Source organism: Pseudomonas sp. HLS-6, assembly GCF_002753995.1.
Taxonomy (GTDB): Bacteria; Pseudomonadota; Gammaproteobacteria; order Pseudomonadales; family Pseudomonadaceae; genus Aquipseudomonas; species Aquipseudomonas defluvii.
Window position 1 is genome coordinate 3,959,449 of record NZ_CP024478.1, and the last position, 16,648, is coordinate 3,976,096.

Annotated in this window: 16 protein-coding genes and 1 riboswitch; of the genes, 3 read left to right on the forward strand and 13 right to left on the reverse strand. The window is 60.4% G+C overall.

Translation table 11 applies throughout. The features are described from left to right. A riboswitch (cobalamin riboswitch) is annotated at positions 1-222 on the reverse strand. Between the two features lie 84 nt (positions 223-306). The 6 genes from CS390_RS18530 to CS390_RS18555 all read right to left on the reverse strand — a co-directional run bounded on the left by CS390_RS18530 (position 307) and on the right by CS390_RS18555 (position 5,391). Beyond that, positions 307-954 carry an O-methyltransferase gene (locus CS390_RS18530; RefSeq protein ID WP_099775560.1) on the reverse strand — a complete coding sequence of 216 codons (648 nt, stop codon included), beginning with the start codon at positions 952-954 and terminating at the stop codon, positions 307-309. 18 nt (positions 955-972) lie between these two features. Beyond that, positions 973-1,509 carry a C40 family peptidase gene (locus CS390_RS18535; protein ID WP_099775561.1) on the reverse strand — a complete coding sequence of 179 codons (537 nt, stop codon included), beginning with the start codon at positions 1,507-1,509 and terminating at the stop codon, positions 973-975. Positions 1,510-1,641: 132 nt separating this feature from the next. After that, complete coding sequence (locus CS390_RS18540) at positions 1,642-2,277, reverse strand: C40 family peptidase (RefSeq protein WP_099775562.1); 636 nt, start codon at positions 2,275-2,277, stop codon at positions 1,642-1,644. A 114-nt stretch (positions 2,278-2,391) separates the two neighbouring features. Next, on the reverse strand, positions 2,392-3,096 hold the full coding sequence (hda, locus tag CS390_RS18545; protein WP_065760513.1) for a DnaA regulatory inactivator Hda: 705 nt from the start codon (positions 3,094-3,096) through the stop codon (positions 2,392-2,394). Positions 3,097-3,252: 156 nt separating this feature from the next. Beyond that, positions 3,253-4,326 (reverse strand): AI-2E family transporter, encoded by a 1,074-nt coding sequence (locus tag CS390_RS18550; RefSeq protein WP_099775563.1) that lies wholly within the window; start codon positions 4,324-4,326, stop codon positions 3,253-3,255. A 12-nt stretch (positions 4,327-4,338) separates the two neighbouring features. Further along, a complete protein-coding gene (locus tag CS390_RS18555; RefSeq protein ID WP_065760511.1) occupies positions 4,339-5,391 on the reverse strand; it encodes a DUF2066 domain-containing protein in 1,053 nt (350 codons plus the stop codon). A 343-nt stretch (positions 5,392-5,734) separates the two neighbouring features. Between CS390_RS18555 and purM the strand changes: the two genes are divergently transcribed. Genes purM through CS390_RS18570 form a run of 3 tightly spaced genes read left to right on the forward strand, consistent with a single transcriptional unit; the run spans position 5,735 to position 8,165 of the window. Then, positions 5,735-6,793 (forward strand): phosphoribosylformylglycinamidine cyclo-ligase, encoded by a 1,059-nt coding sequence (purM, locus tag CS390_RS18560; RefSeq protein WP_099775564.1) that lies wholly within the window; start codon positions 5,735-5,737, stop codon positions 6,791-6,793. Continuing rightward, positions 6,793-7,446: a phosphoribosylglycinamide formyltransferase gene (gene purN, locus CS390_RS18565; protein ID WP_099775565.1), complete on the forward strand. Its 654-nt coding sequence runs from the start codon at positions 6,793-6,795 to the stop codon at positions 7,444-7,446. The genes purM and purN overlap by 1 nt, the downstream gene beginning before the upstream one ends. Positions 7,447-7,454: 8 nt before the next feature. Then, positions 7,455-8,165, forward strand: coding sequence for a DUF3108 domain-containing protein (locus CS390_RS18570; protein ID WP_065761445.1), 711 nt, complete (start codon positions 7,455-7,457; stop codon positions 8,163-8,165). A 93-nt stretch (positions 8,166-8,258) separates the two neighbouring features. On the opposite strand, the gene CS390_RS18575 is transcribed toward CS390_RS18570, so the two are convergent. The 7 genes from CS390_RS18575 to CS390_RS25105 all read right to left on the reverse strand — a co-directional run bounded on the left by CS390_RS18575 (position 8,259) and on the right by CS390_RS25105 (position 16,504). Further along, a complete protein-coding gene (locus CS390_RS18575) occupies positions 8,259-8,798 on the reverse strand; it encodes a DUF2058 domain-containing protein (protein ID WP_065761444.1) in 540 nt (179 codons plus the stop codon). A 26-nt stretch (positions 8,799-8,824) separates the two neighbouring features. After that, complete coding sequence (gene mazG, locus CS390_RS18580; protein ID WP_065761443.1) at positions 8,825-9,655, reverse strand: nucleoside triphosphate pyrophosphohydrolase; 831 nt, start codon at positions 9,653-9,655, stop codon at positions 8,825-8,827. 83 nt (positions 9,656-9,738) lie between these two features. After that, complete coding sequence (relA, locus tag CS390_RS18585) at positions 9,739-11,979, reverse strand: GTP diphosphokinase (RefSeq protein ID WP_065761442.1); 2,241 nt, start codon at positions 11,977-11,979, stop codon at positions 9,739-9,741. A gap of 100 nt (positions 11,980-12,079) precedes the next feature. Then, positions 12,080-13,438, reverse strand: coding sequence for a 23S rRNA (uracil(1939)-C(5))-methyltransferase RlmD (gene rlmD, locus CS390_RS18590; RefSeq protein WP_099775566.1), 1,359 nt, complete (start codon positions 13,436-13,438; stop codon positions 12,080-12,082). After that, a complete protein-coding gene (cysM, locus tag CS390_RS18595; RefSeq protein ID WP_065761440.1) occupies positions 13,438-14,340 on the reverse strand; it encodes a cysteine synthase CysM in 903 nt (300 codons plus the stop codon). The genes rlmD and cysM overlap by 1 nt, the downstream gene beginning before the upstream one ends. Before the next feature lie 34 nt (positions 14,341-14,374). Further along, on the reverse strand, positions 14,375-15,787 hold the full coding sequence (locus CS390_RS25100) for a cell wall metabolism sensor histidine kinase WalK (protein ID WP_305885272.1): 1,413 nt from the start codon (positions 15,785-15,787) through the stop codon (positions 14,375-14,377). Then, positions 15,788-16,504, reverse strand: a complete 717-nt coding sequence (locus CS390_RS25105; protein ID WP_102053267.1) for a response regulator transcription factor — start codon at positions 16,502-16,504, stop codon at positions 15,788-15,790. Between the last annotated feature and the right edge of the window lie 144 nt (positions 16,505-16,648).

Genomic DNA, 16,648 nt, shown 5'->3' on the forward strand with positions numbered 1-16,648 from the left:
ATGCCGTTGGCTGTAACAGGCCGGTCTCCGGGCTTGTGAGCGGGGTCATGCACACCCTGGCGACGCGCCTTCCCGGGTCGTAGACCCCGTGGCCCTGCGTAACCTTGACTCACCTACCGTTGCGGGGGCAGCGCCGGAATCGCGCTGCAAGCGCCCACCGGCTTCCCTGTTTCACCCTGCCAACTGCCACGGCTGCAGAGCACCTGAAACAAGTCGCGAAGGTTAGAGGGTTGGGCCGGGAGCGTCAATTAAAGCTGTCAGAACACCTGCTGACGCCGTGCCATGCGCGAGGCGCCACAGACACGTTCAGCGCTTGCGGCATAAGGTCAGCCCATCCCCCAGCGGCAGCAACGACAAATCCACCCGCAGGTCGTCCTTCAATGCCGCGTTCAGCGCCTGGATTGCACGGGTGTCTTCACTGTCCGGTACGACCTGAAGCACGCGCCCACTCCACAGGGTGTTGTCGAACACCACCAGGCCACCCGGACGCAGCACGCGCAAGGCTTCCTCCAGGTAACGCGGGTAATTGGCCTTATCGGCATCAATGAAGATCAAGTCGAAGGATTCTGCATCGAGTGTTGCCAGGGTTTGCAGCGCCGGCCCCAGGCGCAACTCGATACACTCGGCAACACCGGCCTCTTGCCAGTAGCGCTGTGCCGTGGCGTTGTAATCGCCTGGCAGGTCGCAACACAGCAGATGCCCCCCATCCATGGCTTGCGCCATGCACAGGGCGCTGTAGCCAGTGAAGGTACCCACCTCGATGACTCGACGGGCACCGATCAACCGTATCAGCAAGGCGAGTAACTGCCCCTGTTCGGGCGCAACCTGCCAGCGCGCCTCTGGCAACGCCTGGGTTTCAGCACGCAGACGCGCCAACAGCGGCGTCTCACGCAGTGAAACACCTTGCAGGTAGTGATAGAGGGCATCGTCGAGGTAGAGCGTCTGACCGGTCATCGCCCACCTCGATTCAGATCAGGGGTTGCGTGCCAGGTTCGGCTGCGGCGGCTGCAGCACACGCTTGGCGTTCAGGTAAGCCTTTTGCCAATAGCTGTTCGCGAGGTAGTCCAGTCGCACCGTACCACCGGTACGAGGCGCATGGACAAAACGCCCTTCGCCCACATAGATACCGGCATGGCTGACCTCGGAGCCACCATTGGTGGCAAAAAACACCAGATCGCCAGACTGCAGCGCATTACGCTCGATGTTCGGCGCACGAATGCCGATCATCTCGCGGGTAGAACGCGGCAGGGAAATACCTGCGGCATCACGATAAACATAGCCGATCAGGCCGCTGCAATCGAATCCGGAGTCCGGCGTGTTGCCACCCCAACGATACGGCGTACCCACCAGGCCCAAGGCGCGGAACAGTACATCTTCGGCAACCGGGGAGAAATAGACTTGCGGTGCCATGACCGCAGGCTCGACCACTCGCGGGGCCGGAGCCTGGGTTGAGCAGGCGCCCAGCAGGGCTGCCAGGGCAAGTACAGCGAAACGCGCCATCATCGACATAGTCAGAGCATCCTGTCTGAAGCCGGCTGGCACTTGGCCAGAAAATAGTGGTAGTGAAGATTAGACGCTTTCTAAAAACAAGTACGGCGACGCACCCGAGGGCTACGTCGCCGTGTCAAACCTGATCGAGGCTCAGTTACGCGAAATGGTGGTCGGACCCGCCATTGCCAGCGCGCGCTTGGCTTCGATGAAGGTTTTGCTCCAGTAGCGATCGCCAAGGCTGTCGATTCGCACACCACCGCTACGACGGCTGCTGGAGTGAATGAACTGATCGTCGCCCAGGTAGATACCGGCGTGGCTGACACGGCCGCGACCATTGGTGCTGAAGAACAGCAAATCGCCAGGCTTGAGGTTGTTACGCGCAACCTGTGGTGCCTTGACGTTGATCATCTCGCGGGTAGAGCGAGGCAGCTTCATGCCAGCTTCTTCACGAAACAGATAACCGATGAAACCGCTGCAATCGAAGCCCGAGGCCTCGGAAGTACCGCCGAAACGGTAACGGGTACCGATCAGGGACATACCGCGCTCAAGAATGTTATCGGCCAGCGCAGGCAGCTGGTAAGGCTTGCTGCTGCCGAACTCGCTCAGCTCTTCTTCAGTAGCCAGTTCTTCGTCAAACACCGAAGAGGTGCCAGAGGATTTGACCGAACCGTGATGAGCAGCGATGGCTTGCTGCTCCTGCTGCTGCGATACAGGGCTATGCGCCGCGCAGCCAAAAAGCAGGGTTACAAGTGCGAGGGGCACGAGGGGTGCGAAGCGATTTAGCATGGGCACGACCGTGTCTAGAGTTCAATGAGGGGGAAACTATGCCCTCTATCGAGTCGATTTGCAAATTCAATCGAAAAAAATGTGACTTTTATGTGCCGAGGCTCTAGATCGCCGCTACCAGCCCAGGGTTTCCTTTAAAAAGGGGATCGTAAGCTTGCGCTGCGCTTGCAGCGACGCCTGATCGAGGCGTTCGAGCAGATCGAACAGCGCACTCATGCTGCGGGTGCCACGGGTAAGAATGAAGTGCCCAACCTCATCGGTCAGGTGCAGGCCACGGCGCGAAGCACGCAGTTGCAGGGCGCGCAGCTTGTCTTCATCGGACAATGCACGCATCTGGAAGATCAGCGCCATGGTCAGGCGCGACTTGAGGTCAGCCAGCTTGATCGGCAGCTCGCGAGGCGAACTGGACGCAGCAATCAACAACCGTCGACCGCTGTCACGCAGGCGGTTGAACAGGTGAAACATCGCCTCTTCCCACTCTGGCTTGCCGGCAATGGCCTGCAAGTCGTCGAGGCAGACCAGCTCGTACTGTTCGAGGTTATCCAGCAGTTCTATGCCACGGTCGAGCAACTGCGCCAGCGGCAGATAGACCGCCGGCTCGCCCATCTGCTCAAAACGCAGGCAGGCCGCTTGCAACAGGTGAGTGCGACCCACGCCCTGTTTGCCCCACAGATAGATAAGGCTTTCGGTCCAGCCGGCGTCGGCTTCGCAGAGTCGCTCGACGTAGCCCAATGCTGCGGCGTTGGCACCCGGATAGTAGTTGATGAAGGTGGCGTCATCACGTAGACGCACACCCAGGGGCAACTGGATCGGTTTCATGCTGGCTGGGCGGCTTGGGAAGCCGCAAAGGGCCTTTCTTGAAAAGTCTGCAAAGTTTATACCCGTGAGGTCACTCGCACAATCGCAGAAGACCATAAGCAAAATCAAAGGCTTGCATTAGATGCCTGGCGCGAGTGCAAGCCTTCTGATATCAGCCTAAAGATCAGGATCGATCTGGCCCGCATAAATATCGGATTCTTTATAAAGGTCATGGACATGCCGCACCAAAACCATGATCACCGCCGCAACAGGCAAGGCCAGCAACACACCGGTAAAGCCGAACAACTCACCGCCGGCAAGTATGGCGAAAATCACCGCCACCGGGTGCAGGCCAATGCGATCGCCGACCAGCATGGGCGTCAACACCATCCCTTCGAGCATCTGGCCAATCATGAACACGGCGACAATGCCGAGCAGCGGATACAACTCGCCGCCAAACTGGAACAGCCCGGCGACTATTGCCGCGCCAATGCCGATGATAAACCCCATGTACGGCACGATGGCGGCCAGCCCGGCCAGCACACCGATCAACAAGCCGAGCTCAAGCCCGACCAGCATCAACCCGGCCGCATAGATCACGCCCAGCGCCAGCATTACCAGCAACTGGCCACGAACGAACGCCCCCAGCACTTCGTGACACTCGCCAGCCAGCACGACCACTTGGGCCTCACGCTGACGCGGCAACAGGCTGCGCAACCGGGCCATCATCAGGTCCCAATCGCGCAGCAGGTAGAAACCCACCACTGGAATCAAGACCAGGTTGGCCAACCAGCCGAGCAACGCCAGGCCCGATGCCGTCGCCTGAGACAACACCACACCGACGATGTCGCTGGTTTGCCCCATATGCGCACTGATCGCGGCCTTGACCTTGTCGAAACGCCAGAAACCGTCCGCCAGCCCCAGGCGCGCCTGCACCCAGGGCAATGCTACGTGTTGCAACCAATCCAGCATCTGCGGTGTCAGCTCATAGAGCCGCACCAGTTGCTTGGCCAGCATGGGAATCAACACCAGCAACAGGGCCAGCAACACCAGTCCGAACAGGCTGAAGACCACTACCACACCCCAGGTGCGTGACAGCCCTGCACGTTCCAGCCGATCGACCAGCGGGTCGGCCAGGTACGCCAGCATGATCCCGACCAGGAATGGCGAGAGAATCGCGTGCAACCAATACACCAGGGCTGCACAGAGCAACGCCATGCCCAACCACACCCAGCGGCGCGTACCCGTCATCAGTAACTCCCTTTACCAGCGAAAACGCAGGCCATTGAACGGCTGAACAGACGCAGCGCTTGTACCGGCAACCGCCGGATCAGCGCTGACCGGCGCAGTCGCGATCGGCGTGCTTGCAGGCACCTCCTGCAACCTGGCCAGGCCAAGCTGGGCACGCAGTTGCTCACTGCTACCGGTGACCGAGTAGGTCAGTACGTCCTTCTCGGCACTGACCAAGCGTGCACCAAATGGCTCCAGCACACGGCCCAACTCGGCATAACGCTCCAGATTCGCACCTTGCACCTGTAGCTGCATTTCACTGCTGGCTCCCGGGCGCGCAACGAATCGCGACGCCAAACGACTGCTCACTGCCAGCATGACCGCATCGGCCAGGGCTGCTGGGTCCGCGCCCTCAACCTTGCCCTGCTCACGCTGGTCACCCTGCCAGAGGCGCCAGGTACCCTGCCATTTACCGTCGGCCTCGGTGGCATGCACTGCCAACAACGCATCGGCACCATAACGCTCGGAGGCATCGCGCAACGGCGCCGGGTCGGTACCTTCCAGGTTTTTCGCGGTAGCGACCAACTGCTCGCCCAGATCCCCCAGCGGCAAGCGCAGAGGCAGACCACGGTGCTGGGCCGCACGACGCAACGCCACGGCACTGCTTTGCCCGTCGCCGACCAGGTTCGAACCTTCAGCGCTATCGTTCAACCACCAACCGAGAATCGCCGGACGATTATTCCCCCACAGGGCCAAGCCCGCCTGACGCAGCGCCCGATCAGTTGTGCCCGGGTCGAAGTCCACCAACAGGGTTTCGGGCGGGCCGGCTTCATAGCCAAACTGACTGATGATCTGTTGCGGGTCTTTGCGAAGGGCCACGACGGCGGGGTTCTGCAGGGCTTTACTGTCACCGGTCAGGCGCAACACCAGGGTATTGAGCGCCTGTTCGGTAGCCTGGGTGCGTGCCTCGGCGCCTTGGCCGCTGACCGGTTGACGCACCTGGTACAAACCGGAGAGGGTTTCGGCCTGAGCGGTCAGGCCAAACAGCGCGACACAGCCGAGGACCAGATATGAGCACAAACGCATGTGGGACTCCCGTCCATTCATAAATAGAGGCACCGCTTGACCGCGCCCGGGGTTGAGACCACAGGCCCCGGTAAAACATTCAATCGTCACGGCATTTTCATCAGTACACCATGGCTATACCTTATACAGCCCATGGCGCGGCAACCAGTCGCAGGTGGTTAATCATCATTTTTCTGTCGATTGAGGCTCTACCCGTCGGCCTGAGGATGGCCGCTACCCGGTAACCCTGATAAAATCGCGCGCCTTCGCAGACCGGCGACGGTCAGGCAGCAGGAAAACCTCCGCTTTGCCTGGCAGGTCACGGTCGATTCCCCCGAATCCCTCCCCCCTAAAGGCCTGGATCATGAGCAAGCAACCCTCCCTGAGCTACAAGGACGCCGGTGTAGACATCGACGCCGGTGAAGCATTGGTCGAACGCATCAAAGGCGTGGCCAAGCGCACGGCGCGCCCGGAAGTCATGGGCGGCCTGGGCGGTTTTGGCGCCCTCTGCGAAATCCCGGCCGGCTACAAACAGCCGGTTCTGGTCTCGGGTACCGACGGTGTCGGCACCAAGCTGCGTCTGGCGCTGAACCTGAACAAGCACGACAGCATCGGCATCGACCTGGTCGCCATGTGCGTGAACGACCTGGTGGTCTGTGGCGCCGAGCCACTGTTCTTCCTTGACTACTACGCCACTGGCAAGCTCAACGTCGACACCGCAGCCCAGGTGGTCACCGGTATTGGCGCGGGTTGCGAACTGGCTGGCTGCTCGCTGGTCGGTGGTGAAACCGCCGAAATGCCGGGCATGTACGAAGGCGAAGACTACGACCTGGCAGGCTTCTGCGTCGGCGTGGTCGAGAAAGCCGACATCATCGACGGCTCCCGTGTTGCCAACGGCGACGCGCTGATCGCCCTGCCATCGTCCGGCCCGCACTCCAACGGCTACTCGCTGATCCGCAAGATCATCGAAGTCGCCGGCGCGGACATCGAGAACATCCAGCTCGACGGCAAACCGCTGACCGACCTGCTGATGGCCCCGACCCGCATCTACGTCAAGCCACTGCTCAAGCTGATCAAGGAGACTGGCGCGGTCAAGGCCATGGCGCACATCACCGGCGGTGGCCTGCTCGACAACATCCCGCGTGTACTGCCAAAAGGCGCACAGGCGGTTGTCGATGTCGCCAGCTGGGAGCGTCCAGCCGTGTTCAACTGGCTGCAAGAGCAAGGCAACGTCAACGAGACCGAAATGCACCGCGTACTGAACTGCGGCGTCGGCATGGTCATCTGCGTGGCTCAGGACGATGTCCAGCGCGCGCTGGACGTGCTGCGTGAAGCCGGCGAGCAGCCATGGGTGATCGGCCAGATCGCCGCCGCTGCCGAGGGCGCTGCCCAGGTCGAGCTGAAAAACCTCAAGGCGCACTAATGCCGAGCACGCTCTGTGATGTAGTGGTACTGCTGTCGGGTTCCGGCAGCAACCTGCAAGCGCTGATCGACAGCACCCGCACCGAGGGCAACCCGGTGCGGATCCGCGCGGTGATTTCCAACCGCGCCGATGCCTACGGCCTGCAACGCGCCCGCGATGCAGGCATCGACACCGCCGTACTCGACCACAAGGCCTTCGATGGCCGCGAGGCGTTCGATGCGGCGTTGATCGAGCTGATCGACGGCTACTCACCGCAACTGGTCGTACTGGCCGGGTTCATGCGCATTCTCAGTGCCGGATTCGTCCGCCACTATCAGGGCCGGCTGTTGAACATCCACCCCTCCCTACTGCCCAAGTACAAGGGCCTGCACACCCATCAACGCGCGCTGGAAGCTGGCGATCGCGAACATGGCTGCAGTGTCCACTTCGTCACCGAGGAACTCGACGGCGGACCACTGGTCGTACAAGCAGTAATACCGGTAGAGTTGGACGACACGCCAGAAAGCCTGGCACAAAGGGTTCACCGCCAGGAACATCAGATTTACCCGCTGGCTGTTCGCTGGTTCGCTGAAGGTCGTTTACGCTTGGGCGAAACCGGTGCGTTAATGGATGGCCAGCCTCTGGCGGCCAGCGGCCACTTGATTCGACCCTAGGAGATTTTATGCGTCGCGCCCTGCTTTTCGCCCTCGCCGTGCTTGCGTTACCGCTTCAGGCAGCCGAGCTGAAGCCCTACTCGGCCAGCTACACCGCCGACTGGAAACAGCTGCCCATGAGCGGCACCGCCGAGCGCAGCCTGGTCAAGAATGCCAACGGTACCTGGAGCCTCAACTTCAAGGCCGCGATGATGATCGCCAGCCTGACCGAGCAAAGCACCTTGCGCATGGACAAGGACACCCTGCTGCCACAAACCTACCACTTCGAACGTGGCGGCTTGGGCAAGGCGAAAAAAGTTGATCTGGACTTCGACTGGTCAAGCAACATGATCACCGGCACCGACCGTGGAGATGCCGTAAAGCTGCCACTCAACCGTGGCGTGCTGGACAAGTCCTCGTATCAGCTTGCACTGCAACATGACGTTGCCGCTGGCAAGAAAAGCATCAGCTACCAAGTGGTCGATGGCGACGAGATCGACACCTACGACTTCCGCGTCCTGGGCACAGAGAAAGTCTCGACCAAGGCCGGCCAGGTTGACGCCATCAAGGTCGAGCGCGTACGCGACCCAAGCCAGAGCAAGCGCATCACTGAACTGTGGTTCGCCAAGGACTGGGACTACCTGCTGGTACAACTGCGCCAGGTTGAAACCGACGGCAAGGAATACGTGATCATACTGCAGGACGGTACGGTCGACGGAAAACCTGTCAAAGGCAACTGAAGCCCGACAGCACACCTGAAAACCCCGCGCTGTGCGGGGTTTTCAGTATCAGCGCCAATAACGACAAACCCCGCCGAAGCGGGGTTTGTCGCTTTACCACATCAGATCATCAGGGATCTGATAGGCCGCGTACGGATCATCGGCATCCGGCTCCTCAACCTGAGTGTTGAGCAGGACGATACGCTTGGGATCACGCTCCTGGATCTTCAGCGCAGCTTCACGTGGAATCACTTCGTAACCTCCACCGTGATGAACGATAGCCAACGAGCCACTGCTCAGCTTGCTACGCATCAGGGCGTTGACCGACAGGCGCTTGACCTTCTTGTCGTCCACGAAGTTGTAGTAGTCCTCAGTGTTCAGCTTGGGCAAGCGCGACACTTCAATCAGTTGCTTGACCTGAGCAGCACGGGCCTTCTGCTCGGCCTTCTCCTGCTGCTGACGGTTCAGCTCCTGGTCGCGCTTGGCCTTCTCGGCCATGGCTTCCTTGGCCAGACGCTGCTGGGTGTCATCAACTTCTACCTGGCCTTTATGCTCCAGGCGTTTTTGCTTCTTCTGCTCTTTGGTGACCTGCTTGACCTGCTTCTGGTTGACCAGACCGGCCTTGAGCAATTGGTCACGAAGGGAAAGACTCATGGATGCTTACTCACTTATGCAACAGTTCAGCCGCAGCTGGACAGGTTCTTTTCCTGACGTTTGGCCTCGCCCCAGAGCGCGTCCAAGTCTTCGAGGGTGCAATCTTCGATCGGACGGCCCATATCGCGCAATGCCTGTTCGATAAAACGGAAGCGTCTTTCGAACTTGCCATTGGCGCCACGCAGCGCGGTTTCCGGATCGACTTTCACATGCCGCGCCAGATTGACGGCGGCAAACAACAAGTCGCCCACCTCGTCGGCCAATGCCGCCGGGTCATTGTCGGCCATGGCCTGGAGCACTTCATCGAGCTCCTCACGGACCTTGTCCAACACAGGCAAGGCATCAGGCCAGTCAAAGCCGACCTGAGCCGCTCGCTTTTGCAGCTTGGCCGCTCGCGACAAGGCCGGCAAGGCTGCCGGCACGTCATCGAGCAGCGACAACTGCTCAGGCTCGGCCTTCTCGGCGCGCTCCTGAGCCTTGATTTCTTCCCAGCGCTGCTTGACCTGGCCTTCATCGAGGCGCGGCGTATCCAGCGGCGCATACAGCTCCCCCGTTGGAAACACATGGGGATGACGACGAATCAGTTTGCGAGTGATGCTATCGACTACAGCCTCAAACTCGAAGCGCCCCTCCTCCCGCGCCAATTGGCTGTAATACACCACCTGAAACAGCAGATCGCCCAACTCACCTTGCAGGTGCTCGAAATCACTGCGCTCGATGGCATCAGCCACCTCGTAAGCTTCTTCAAGCGTGTAGGGAACAATGCTCGCGTAGGTCTGCTTGAGGTCCCACGGGCAACCGTACTGCGGATCACGCAGGCGCGCCATGAGATGAAGCAAGTCGTCTAGGGTGTACATCTTGGGTTCTCTGTGTCGGAGGGCCTGGCATCATCACCCGCACTGCAGCTCCCGGGGAAACTGGCAGTGCGGGCGAAAGCACCTCAGGAAGTACGATTACGCCGCGTCTCGATGATGTTCGGCAACTGCGAAATACGCCCCAACAAGCGTCCTAGTGCATCAAGCCCCGGAATTTCGATGGTCAGCGACATCAGCGCAGTGTTGTCTTCCTTGTTCGAGCGGGTATTGACCGCCAGCACGTTGATCTTCTCGTTAAGCAGCACTTGAGAGACGTCACGCAGCAAGCCCGGACGGTCGTAGGCACGGATGACGATATCCACCGGATACGTCTGCACCGGTACCGGCCCCCAGCTTACCTGGATGATCCGCTCCGGCTCACGCCCGGCCAACTGCAACGCCGAAGCGCAATCCTGACGGTGGATGGTCACGCCGCGGCCCTGGGTGATATAGCCAACGATGGCATCCCCCGGCAGCGGCTGGCAGCAACCCGCCATCTGCGTCAGCAGGTTACCCACGCCCTGGATCTGGATATCACCGCGCTTGCCCGGTTTGATACCGGTCGCCTTGCGGGTGATGAACTCCAGTTGCTCAACACGCTCCGGTTCCACCAGTTGCTGTGCGGCGTTGACCAAATGGGCCAGGCGCAAGTCGCCGGCGCCCAACGAGGCAAACATATCCTCGGCGGTCTTGACGTTGGCTTTTTCCGCCAGGCGCTCAAAGTCCACCTGGGGCAGACCGAGCCGCGTGAGCTCACGCTCAAGCAAGGTCTTGCCTGCGGCAACGTTCTGATCACGAGCCTGCAGCTTGAACCAGTGTACGATCTTGGCCCGTGCCCGCGAGGTGGTGACATAGCCCAGGTTCGTGTTCAGCCAGTCACGGCTCGGATTACCGTGCTTGCTGGTGATGATTTCGACCTGCTCACCGGTCTGCAGGCTGTAGTTGAGGGGTACGATCCGCCCATTGATCTTGGCGCCGCGGCAGTTGTGGCCGATTTCGGTATGCACGCGGTAGGCGAAGTCGAGCGGGGTCGCGCCCTTGGGCAGGTCAATGGCATGCCCGTCCGGGGTAAAGACATAGACCCGATCCGGCTCGATGTCGACCCGCAACTGTTCAGCCAGGCCACCAATATCGCCCAGCTCTTCATGCCACTCGAGGACCTGACGCAGCCAGGAAATTTTCTCTTCATAGTGGTTGGAGCTGGATTTGACATCCGTGCCCTTGTAGCGCCAATGCGCACAGACGCCGAGCTCGGCCTCTTCATGCATGGCGTGGGTACGGATCTGAACCTCCAGTACCTTGCCCTCCGGGCCGATAACCGCAGTATGCAGGGAGCGGTAACCATTCTCCTTGGGGTTGGCGATGTAGTCGTCGAACTCCTTGGGAATGTGCCGCCAAAGGGTATGCACGATACCCAGCGCGGTGTAACAGTCGCGCATTTCCGGAACCAGCACGCGCACCGCCCGCACGTCGTAGATCTGGCTGAACTCCAGGCCCTTGCGCTGCATTTTGCGCCAGATCGAATAGATATGCTTGGCACGGCCACTGATGTCAGCCTTGACCCCGGTGGCCAGCAGTTCGTTCTGCAACTGGTTCATGACATCAGAAATGAAGCGCTCACGATCCAGCCGGCGCTCATGCAGCAACTTGGCGATCTGCTTGTACTGTTCAGGCTCCAGGTAGCGGAAGGACAGGTCTTCCAGCTCCCACTTGATATGCCCGATACCCAGGCGATGCGCCAACGGCGCGTAGATATCGAACACTTCGCGGGCGACCCGGTGGCGCTTCTCGTCGTCGGCACTCTTCACCGCACGGATCGCACACGTGCGCTCAGCCAGCTTGATCAGGGCCACGCGCACATCGTCAACCATGGCCACGAGCATCCTGCGCAGGTTTTCAACCTGCGCCTGAGAGCCAAGTACCAAGGAATGACGCGGATTGAGGCTATCGGTGATGGCCGCCATACGCAGCACACCATCGATCAGCTTGGACACGACCTGACCAAAGCGCTGGCCCACCTCGGCCAGGGTTACCTTGCCTTCGCGCACAGAGCGATAGATGACCGCGGCCACCAGAGAATCCTGATCAAGCTTCAGATCAGCGAGAATTTCCGCGATCTCAAGCCCGGCCTGAAAACTCGACGTACCGTCGGCCCAGGAATGCTTGGCCGGGTTGCCCTTTTTCTCGACATCCTGGGTGAACTCACAGGCGGCCTTGAGGGCTTCCCGGTCCAGCGCCGTATCGACGCTGACCACATGATCCAGCCATGCCTCGAGATTGATACTACCGTCGGTGTTGACCGGCTGGTGCACTCTCACCTGTACCATCTTTGTTTACCTTTCCCTACCGCGCATACGTAATGCGCTTGAAATCACAGGCGTTGCCCCTGCCGGATCCAAGGGGCAACCGCCGAACGGGCTTGCTACGCTAGCCCGCCTCGAATAACGCCATGGCCTCGACATGGGCCGTCTGAGGAAACATGTCGAGTATCCCGGCACACTTTAACCGGTAACCCTGCCCGAGCAACGCTTGGGTATCGCGCGCCAGAGTGGCCGGGTTACACGAAACATAGACCAGACGCTTGGCACCCAGGTTCGCAATATTTCTGACCACCTCAAGCGCACCGTCCCGTGGTGGATCCAAGAGTACCGCAGAAAAGCCCTCACTGGCCCACTCCATGCCTGCCAGAGGTTGGGACAAATCGGCCTGAAAAAAGCGCACGTTATGCAAATTATTACTGCGGGCGTTTTCCGCGGCACGCTCGACCATGGTCTGCACCCCTTCCACCGCCACGACTTCGCGGGCTTGTCGGGCGAGTGGCAAAGCGAAGTTACCCAGGCCGCAGAACAGGTCAAGCACACGCTCGTCATTCTGCGGTGCCAACCAGGCCAGTGCCTGTTCGATCATCGCGGTATTGACCTGGGCATTGACCTGAACGAAGTCACCTGGGCGGTAGGCCAGCTCCAGGCCCCACGGCTCAAGAACAAAACCCAACGCCTGGCTCGGATCAACCGCGGTCGGCTCACCCTCTCCATGCAACCAGAGTTGCACGCCAGCGTCGTTACAGAACGCCTGCAGTTGCTGTAGATCGCCCTCCGTCAGCGGAGCGGTATGGCGCAGCAACAGCGCCAGCGCCGTACCGCTGAACAATTCGACATGGCCGATCACTTGAGGTTTGCGCAAGCCGCGCAACACGGCAGGCAACTGCTGCATGATCGGCTGCAGGGCGTCGACCAGCACCGGACATTCATCGATCGCAACGATATCCTGACTGGCCTCGGCACGGAAACCAACCTCCAGGTGTTTGGCGCGGGCATCCCAACGCACTGCAACGCGCGCACGCCGCCGGTAGCCGAACTCAGGCCCACTCAGCGGCGGCGCCCAGTGCTCAGGCTCAACGCCCGCTACACGCTGCAACTGTTCCGCGAGCAGGCGCTGCTTGAGCGCCAACTGCTCGGCATGGGGCAGGTGCTGCAGGTTGCAGCCACCGCAACGGGCCGCATGCGCGCAAGGGGCCGTACGCCGCAGCGGGCTGGCGCTGAATACACGCTCCAGACGTGCCTCGACCACCTTGCCATGGGCGCTGAGCACCCGCGCTTCGACCTCTTCACCCGCCAGCGCACCGCTGACAAACCAGGTACGCCCCTCAACAAATGCGATGCCACGGCCGTCGCCGGACAAGCGTTCGAGTGTCAGGCGCTGCTTCTTGCCAACAGGAACCTGTGGGGTACGGCTGCCGCCGGCCGGCTGAAAGCGCAGGCCGCTATTACGTTTATTCTTGGACATCAGTTACCAGCGTCAAAAATGCCGGTCGACAGGTAACGGTCGCCACGGTCGCAAATGATCGCCACCATGACCGCGTTCTCTACCTCGCGAGACAGGCGCAACATGGCCGCCACGGCACCGCCAGAGGACACACCACAGAAAATACCTTCTTCACGGGCCAGACGGCGGGTGGTGTCTTCTGCCTCGGCCTGGGACATATCGACCACACGGTCAACGCGCTCGGCCTCGAAGATTTTCGGCAGGTACTCGTGCGGCCAACGGCGAATGCCAGGAATAGCAGAACCTTCCATCGGCTGCAGGCCGACGATCTGCACCGCCGGGTTCTGCTCCTTCAGGTAGCGCGAGCAGCCCATGATAGTACCGGTGGTACCCATGGAGCTGATGAAATGGGTAATGGTGCCCTGGGTCTGGCGCCAGATTTCCGGGCCAGTGCTGACGTAATGGGCTTCAGGGTTGTCACCATTGCCGAACTGGTCGAGCACCTGGCCACGGCCTTCGGCCTGCAGCCGCCCGGCCAGATCACGGGCACCTTCCATGCCCTCTTCCTTACTGACCAGGATCAGCTCGGCACCGTAGGCGGTCATGGCCGCCTTGCGCTCGGCGCTGGAGTTGTCCGGCATGATCAGAATCATCTTGTAGCCCTTGATCGCCGCTGCCATGGCCAGGGCAATCCCGGTATTACCCGAGGTCGCTTCGATCAGGGTGTCACCCGGCTTGATCTGCCCGCGCAGTTCGGCACGGGTAATCATCGACAACGCTGGCCGGTCCTTGACCGAACCTGCCGGGTTATTGCCTTCAAGCTTGAGCAGGAGGGTGTTGCTCGTATCGCCAGCAATGCGCTGCAGGCGAACCAAGGGCGTGTTGCCGACGCAATCGGCGATCGTAGGGTACTGCAAGGTCATGGCGTATTCGCAATCCAGACTGCGGGGGTATTCATCATACCGGCAAACGGCGTGCGCCCATATCACGCAATGTATGCTCCTTATAGCCTTGAGCTATAAGCTCGGTTGCAGCAGGCAATTGCATCAGCAGCCGCAGGCCTTCATCAGTATTCTGCGCCCATAGCTGCCCGCCTTGGCGCGTCAGCGCATTGCGGGCGATGCTTAATCCCAGGCCAAAGCCGCCATCACCGGGGCGTGAACCATCCAACCGGGCGAAAGGATCGAAAATACGTTCCAGTTCGCCCTTGGCAACGCCGCCCCCCTGATCGTCTATCCAGAGGACCCACAGGCTGCCGCTACGGCGCCCACCCAGACGAATCACACCTTCGGCAGGTGAATGCCGAATGGCATTGCGCAGAATGTTTTCCAATGCCTGGGCCAGACTGTTGAGGTTACCCAGCACCCAGCAGGAGCCGTCCAGCGAGCACTGCAGTTGATCCGCCGACCAGCCACTTTCAAAGCAGGCATCCTCGACCAGCATCTCCCACAGTGCCTGAACCTGGATCGGCTCTCTGGTCAGAGGGCTTTGCTCAGCATCAAGCCATGCCAGTTGCAGCGCATCTTCAACCAGCCGCTGCATGCCGTCGACCTCGCGGCTCAAGCGCTCACGCAAGCCCCGCTCATCAACCTCCGAGTCACAGGCAACACGCAACCGACTGAGGGGCGTACGCAACTCATGAGACAAGTCTCGCAGCAACTGCTGCTGCAGAGTAACGGTGCGTTGTAGCCGTTGGGCCATATCATCGAATGCACGCCCCAGCTCGCCAAGTTCATCACGCCGGCTGGTGGTCGTACTGGCTACCCGCGCTGAAAGCTGATTGGCCCGCCAGGCGTTGGCCTGGTGACGCAGTTGGTTCAACGGCATGATCAACATGCGGTAGAGCCCGACACAGAACAGTAACGTCAACAGACCAGGAATCAGCCCGTTGATAACCACGGCCCAGAGCAACGTGACATGGCGCTGGGGCATCAATCGCTGCGGCAACTCGATGACCAGACTGCCCTGAGTGGCGTCCAGGGGAAAAGGCAGCTTGATCCAGGGGGGCTGCGTGGCGCGGCGACTGATCGGCCAATCAACCCCGCGCAGGGCGGTCAGGCGCTGGCTTTCGGCATCACTCAAAGGCAGGCTGCCAAGGGATTGCAAATCACGGCCAATGACCCCGACCCAGACACCTTCACGGCGACGCACACCTTCCAGCCAAGCATCGACCGCCGCCTCTGAGCCGCGTCGCCAGGCCTGTTCGGCGTCTGCTGCATACGCCTCGAGCGTTGCTCGTGCGGTGCTTGAGAGAAAGGCTGTACGGGTCTCCATTTGACGGCCCCAGGTCCAGCTCAACGCGATCATCAGCAGGCAGAAGCCCACCAGCAGAACGGCCAGCTTCCAGAACAGTGAATAACGACCGGGCACTTAACCGGCCTCGACAGCGCTGAGCCGGTAGCCTTTGCCCCAAACAGTCAGCACTTGCCGCTCCAGGTAACCAATGCGCTTCAGTTTCCGGCGAATCTGGCTCACATGCATATCCAGGCTACGGTCGTGCCGGGAGTAACCGCGCTGCAGTACCTGCTGGTAGAGGAACGGCTTGCTCAGTACCTCTTCGACATTGCGCTGAAGGGTTTCCAGCAGGCGATATTCACTGGGGGTCAGCCCGGCCCAGCGCTGCTCGAAACACACATCAGTGATCCGCTCATCGAACAGCAGCCCGCCTGAAAGCATCGGCTCGGGTTGCTGGTGGCGTCGCTCCAGTGCAACCCGGCGCAGGATCGCTTCGACCCGCACCCGTAACTCAGCAATGCTGAAGGGCTTGGGCAAGTAATCGTCCGCGCCTCGCTGAAAGCCACTGATACGGTCGGCCTCCGCGCCCAGGGCGGACATCAGAATGACCGGTGTCGAACTGCACGCACGCAACTGCGACAAGGCATCCAGGCCATTCAATCCCGGCAGCAGGATATCCATCAACACGACATCGAAAGGCTCACGCGTTGCCAGCGCCAACCCCTCACCGCCATCCCGGCACCAGGTCACCCGAAAGCCACTGCGTTGCATCTGTTCATGCACGTAGCTACCCAGGATCGGATCGTCTTCGATTGCAAGAATGTTGGGGACAGGCGTAATTACGGGACTCATTAGTAGACGCTAGTAATTCTCAATAACATGATTATTCAGATTACATACGCATCAAGCAACCAATTACCGACAAACATCTAGGAAAATTCCCACAAAAAGATAAAAGTAGATACAAATGAGTGCATTGCTTCGATAGTCGCGGTA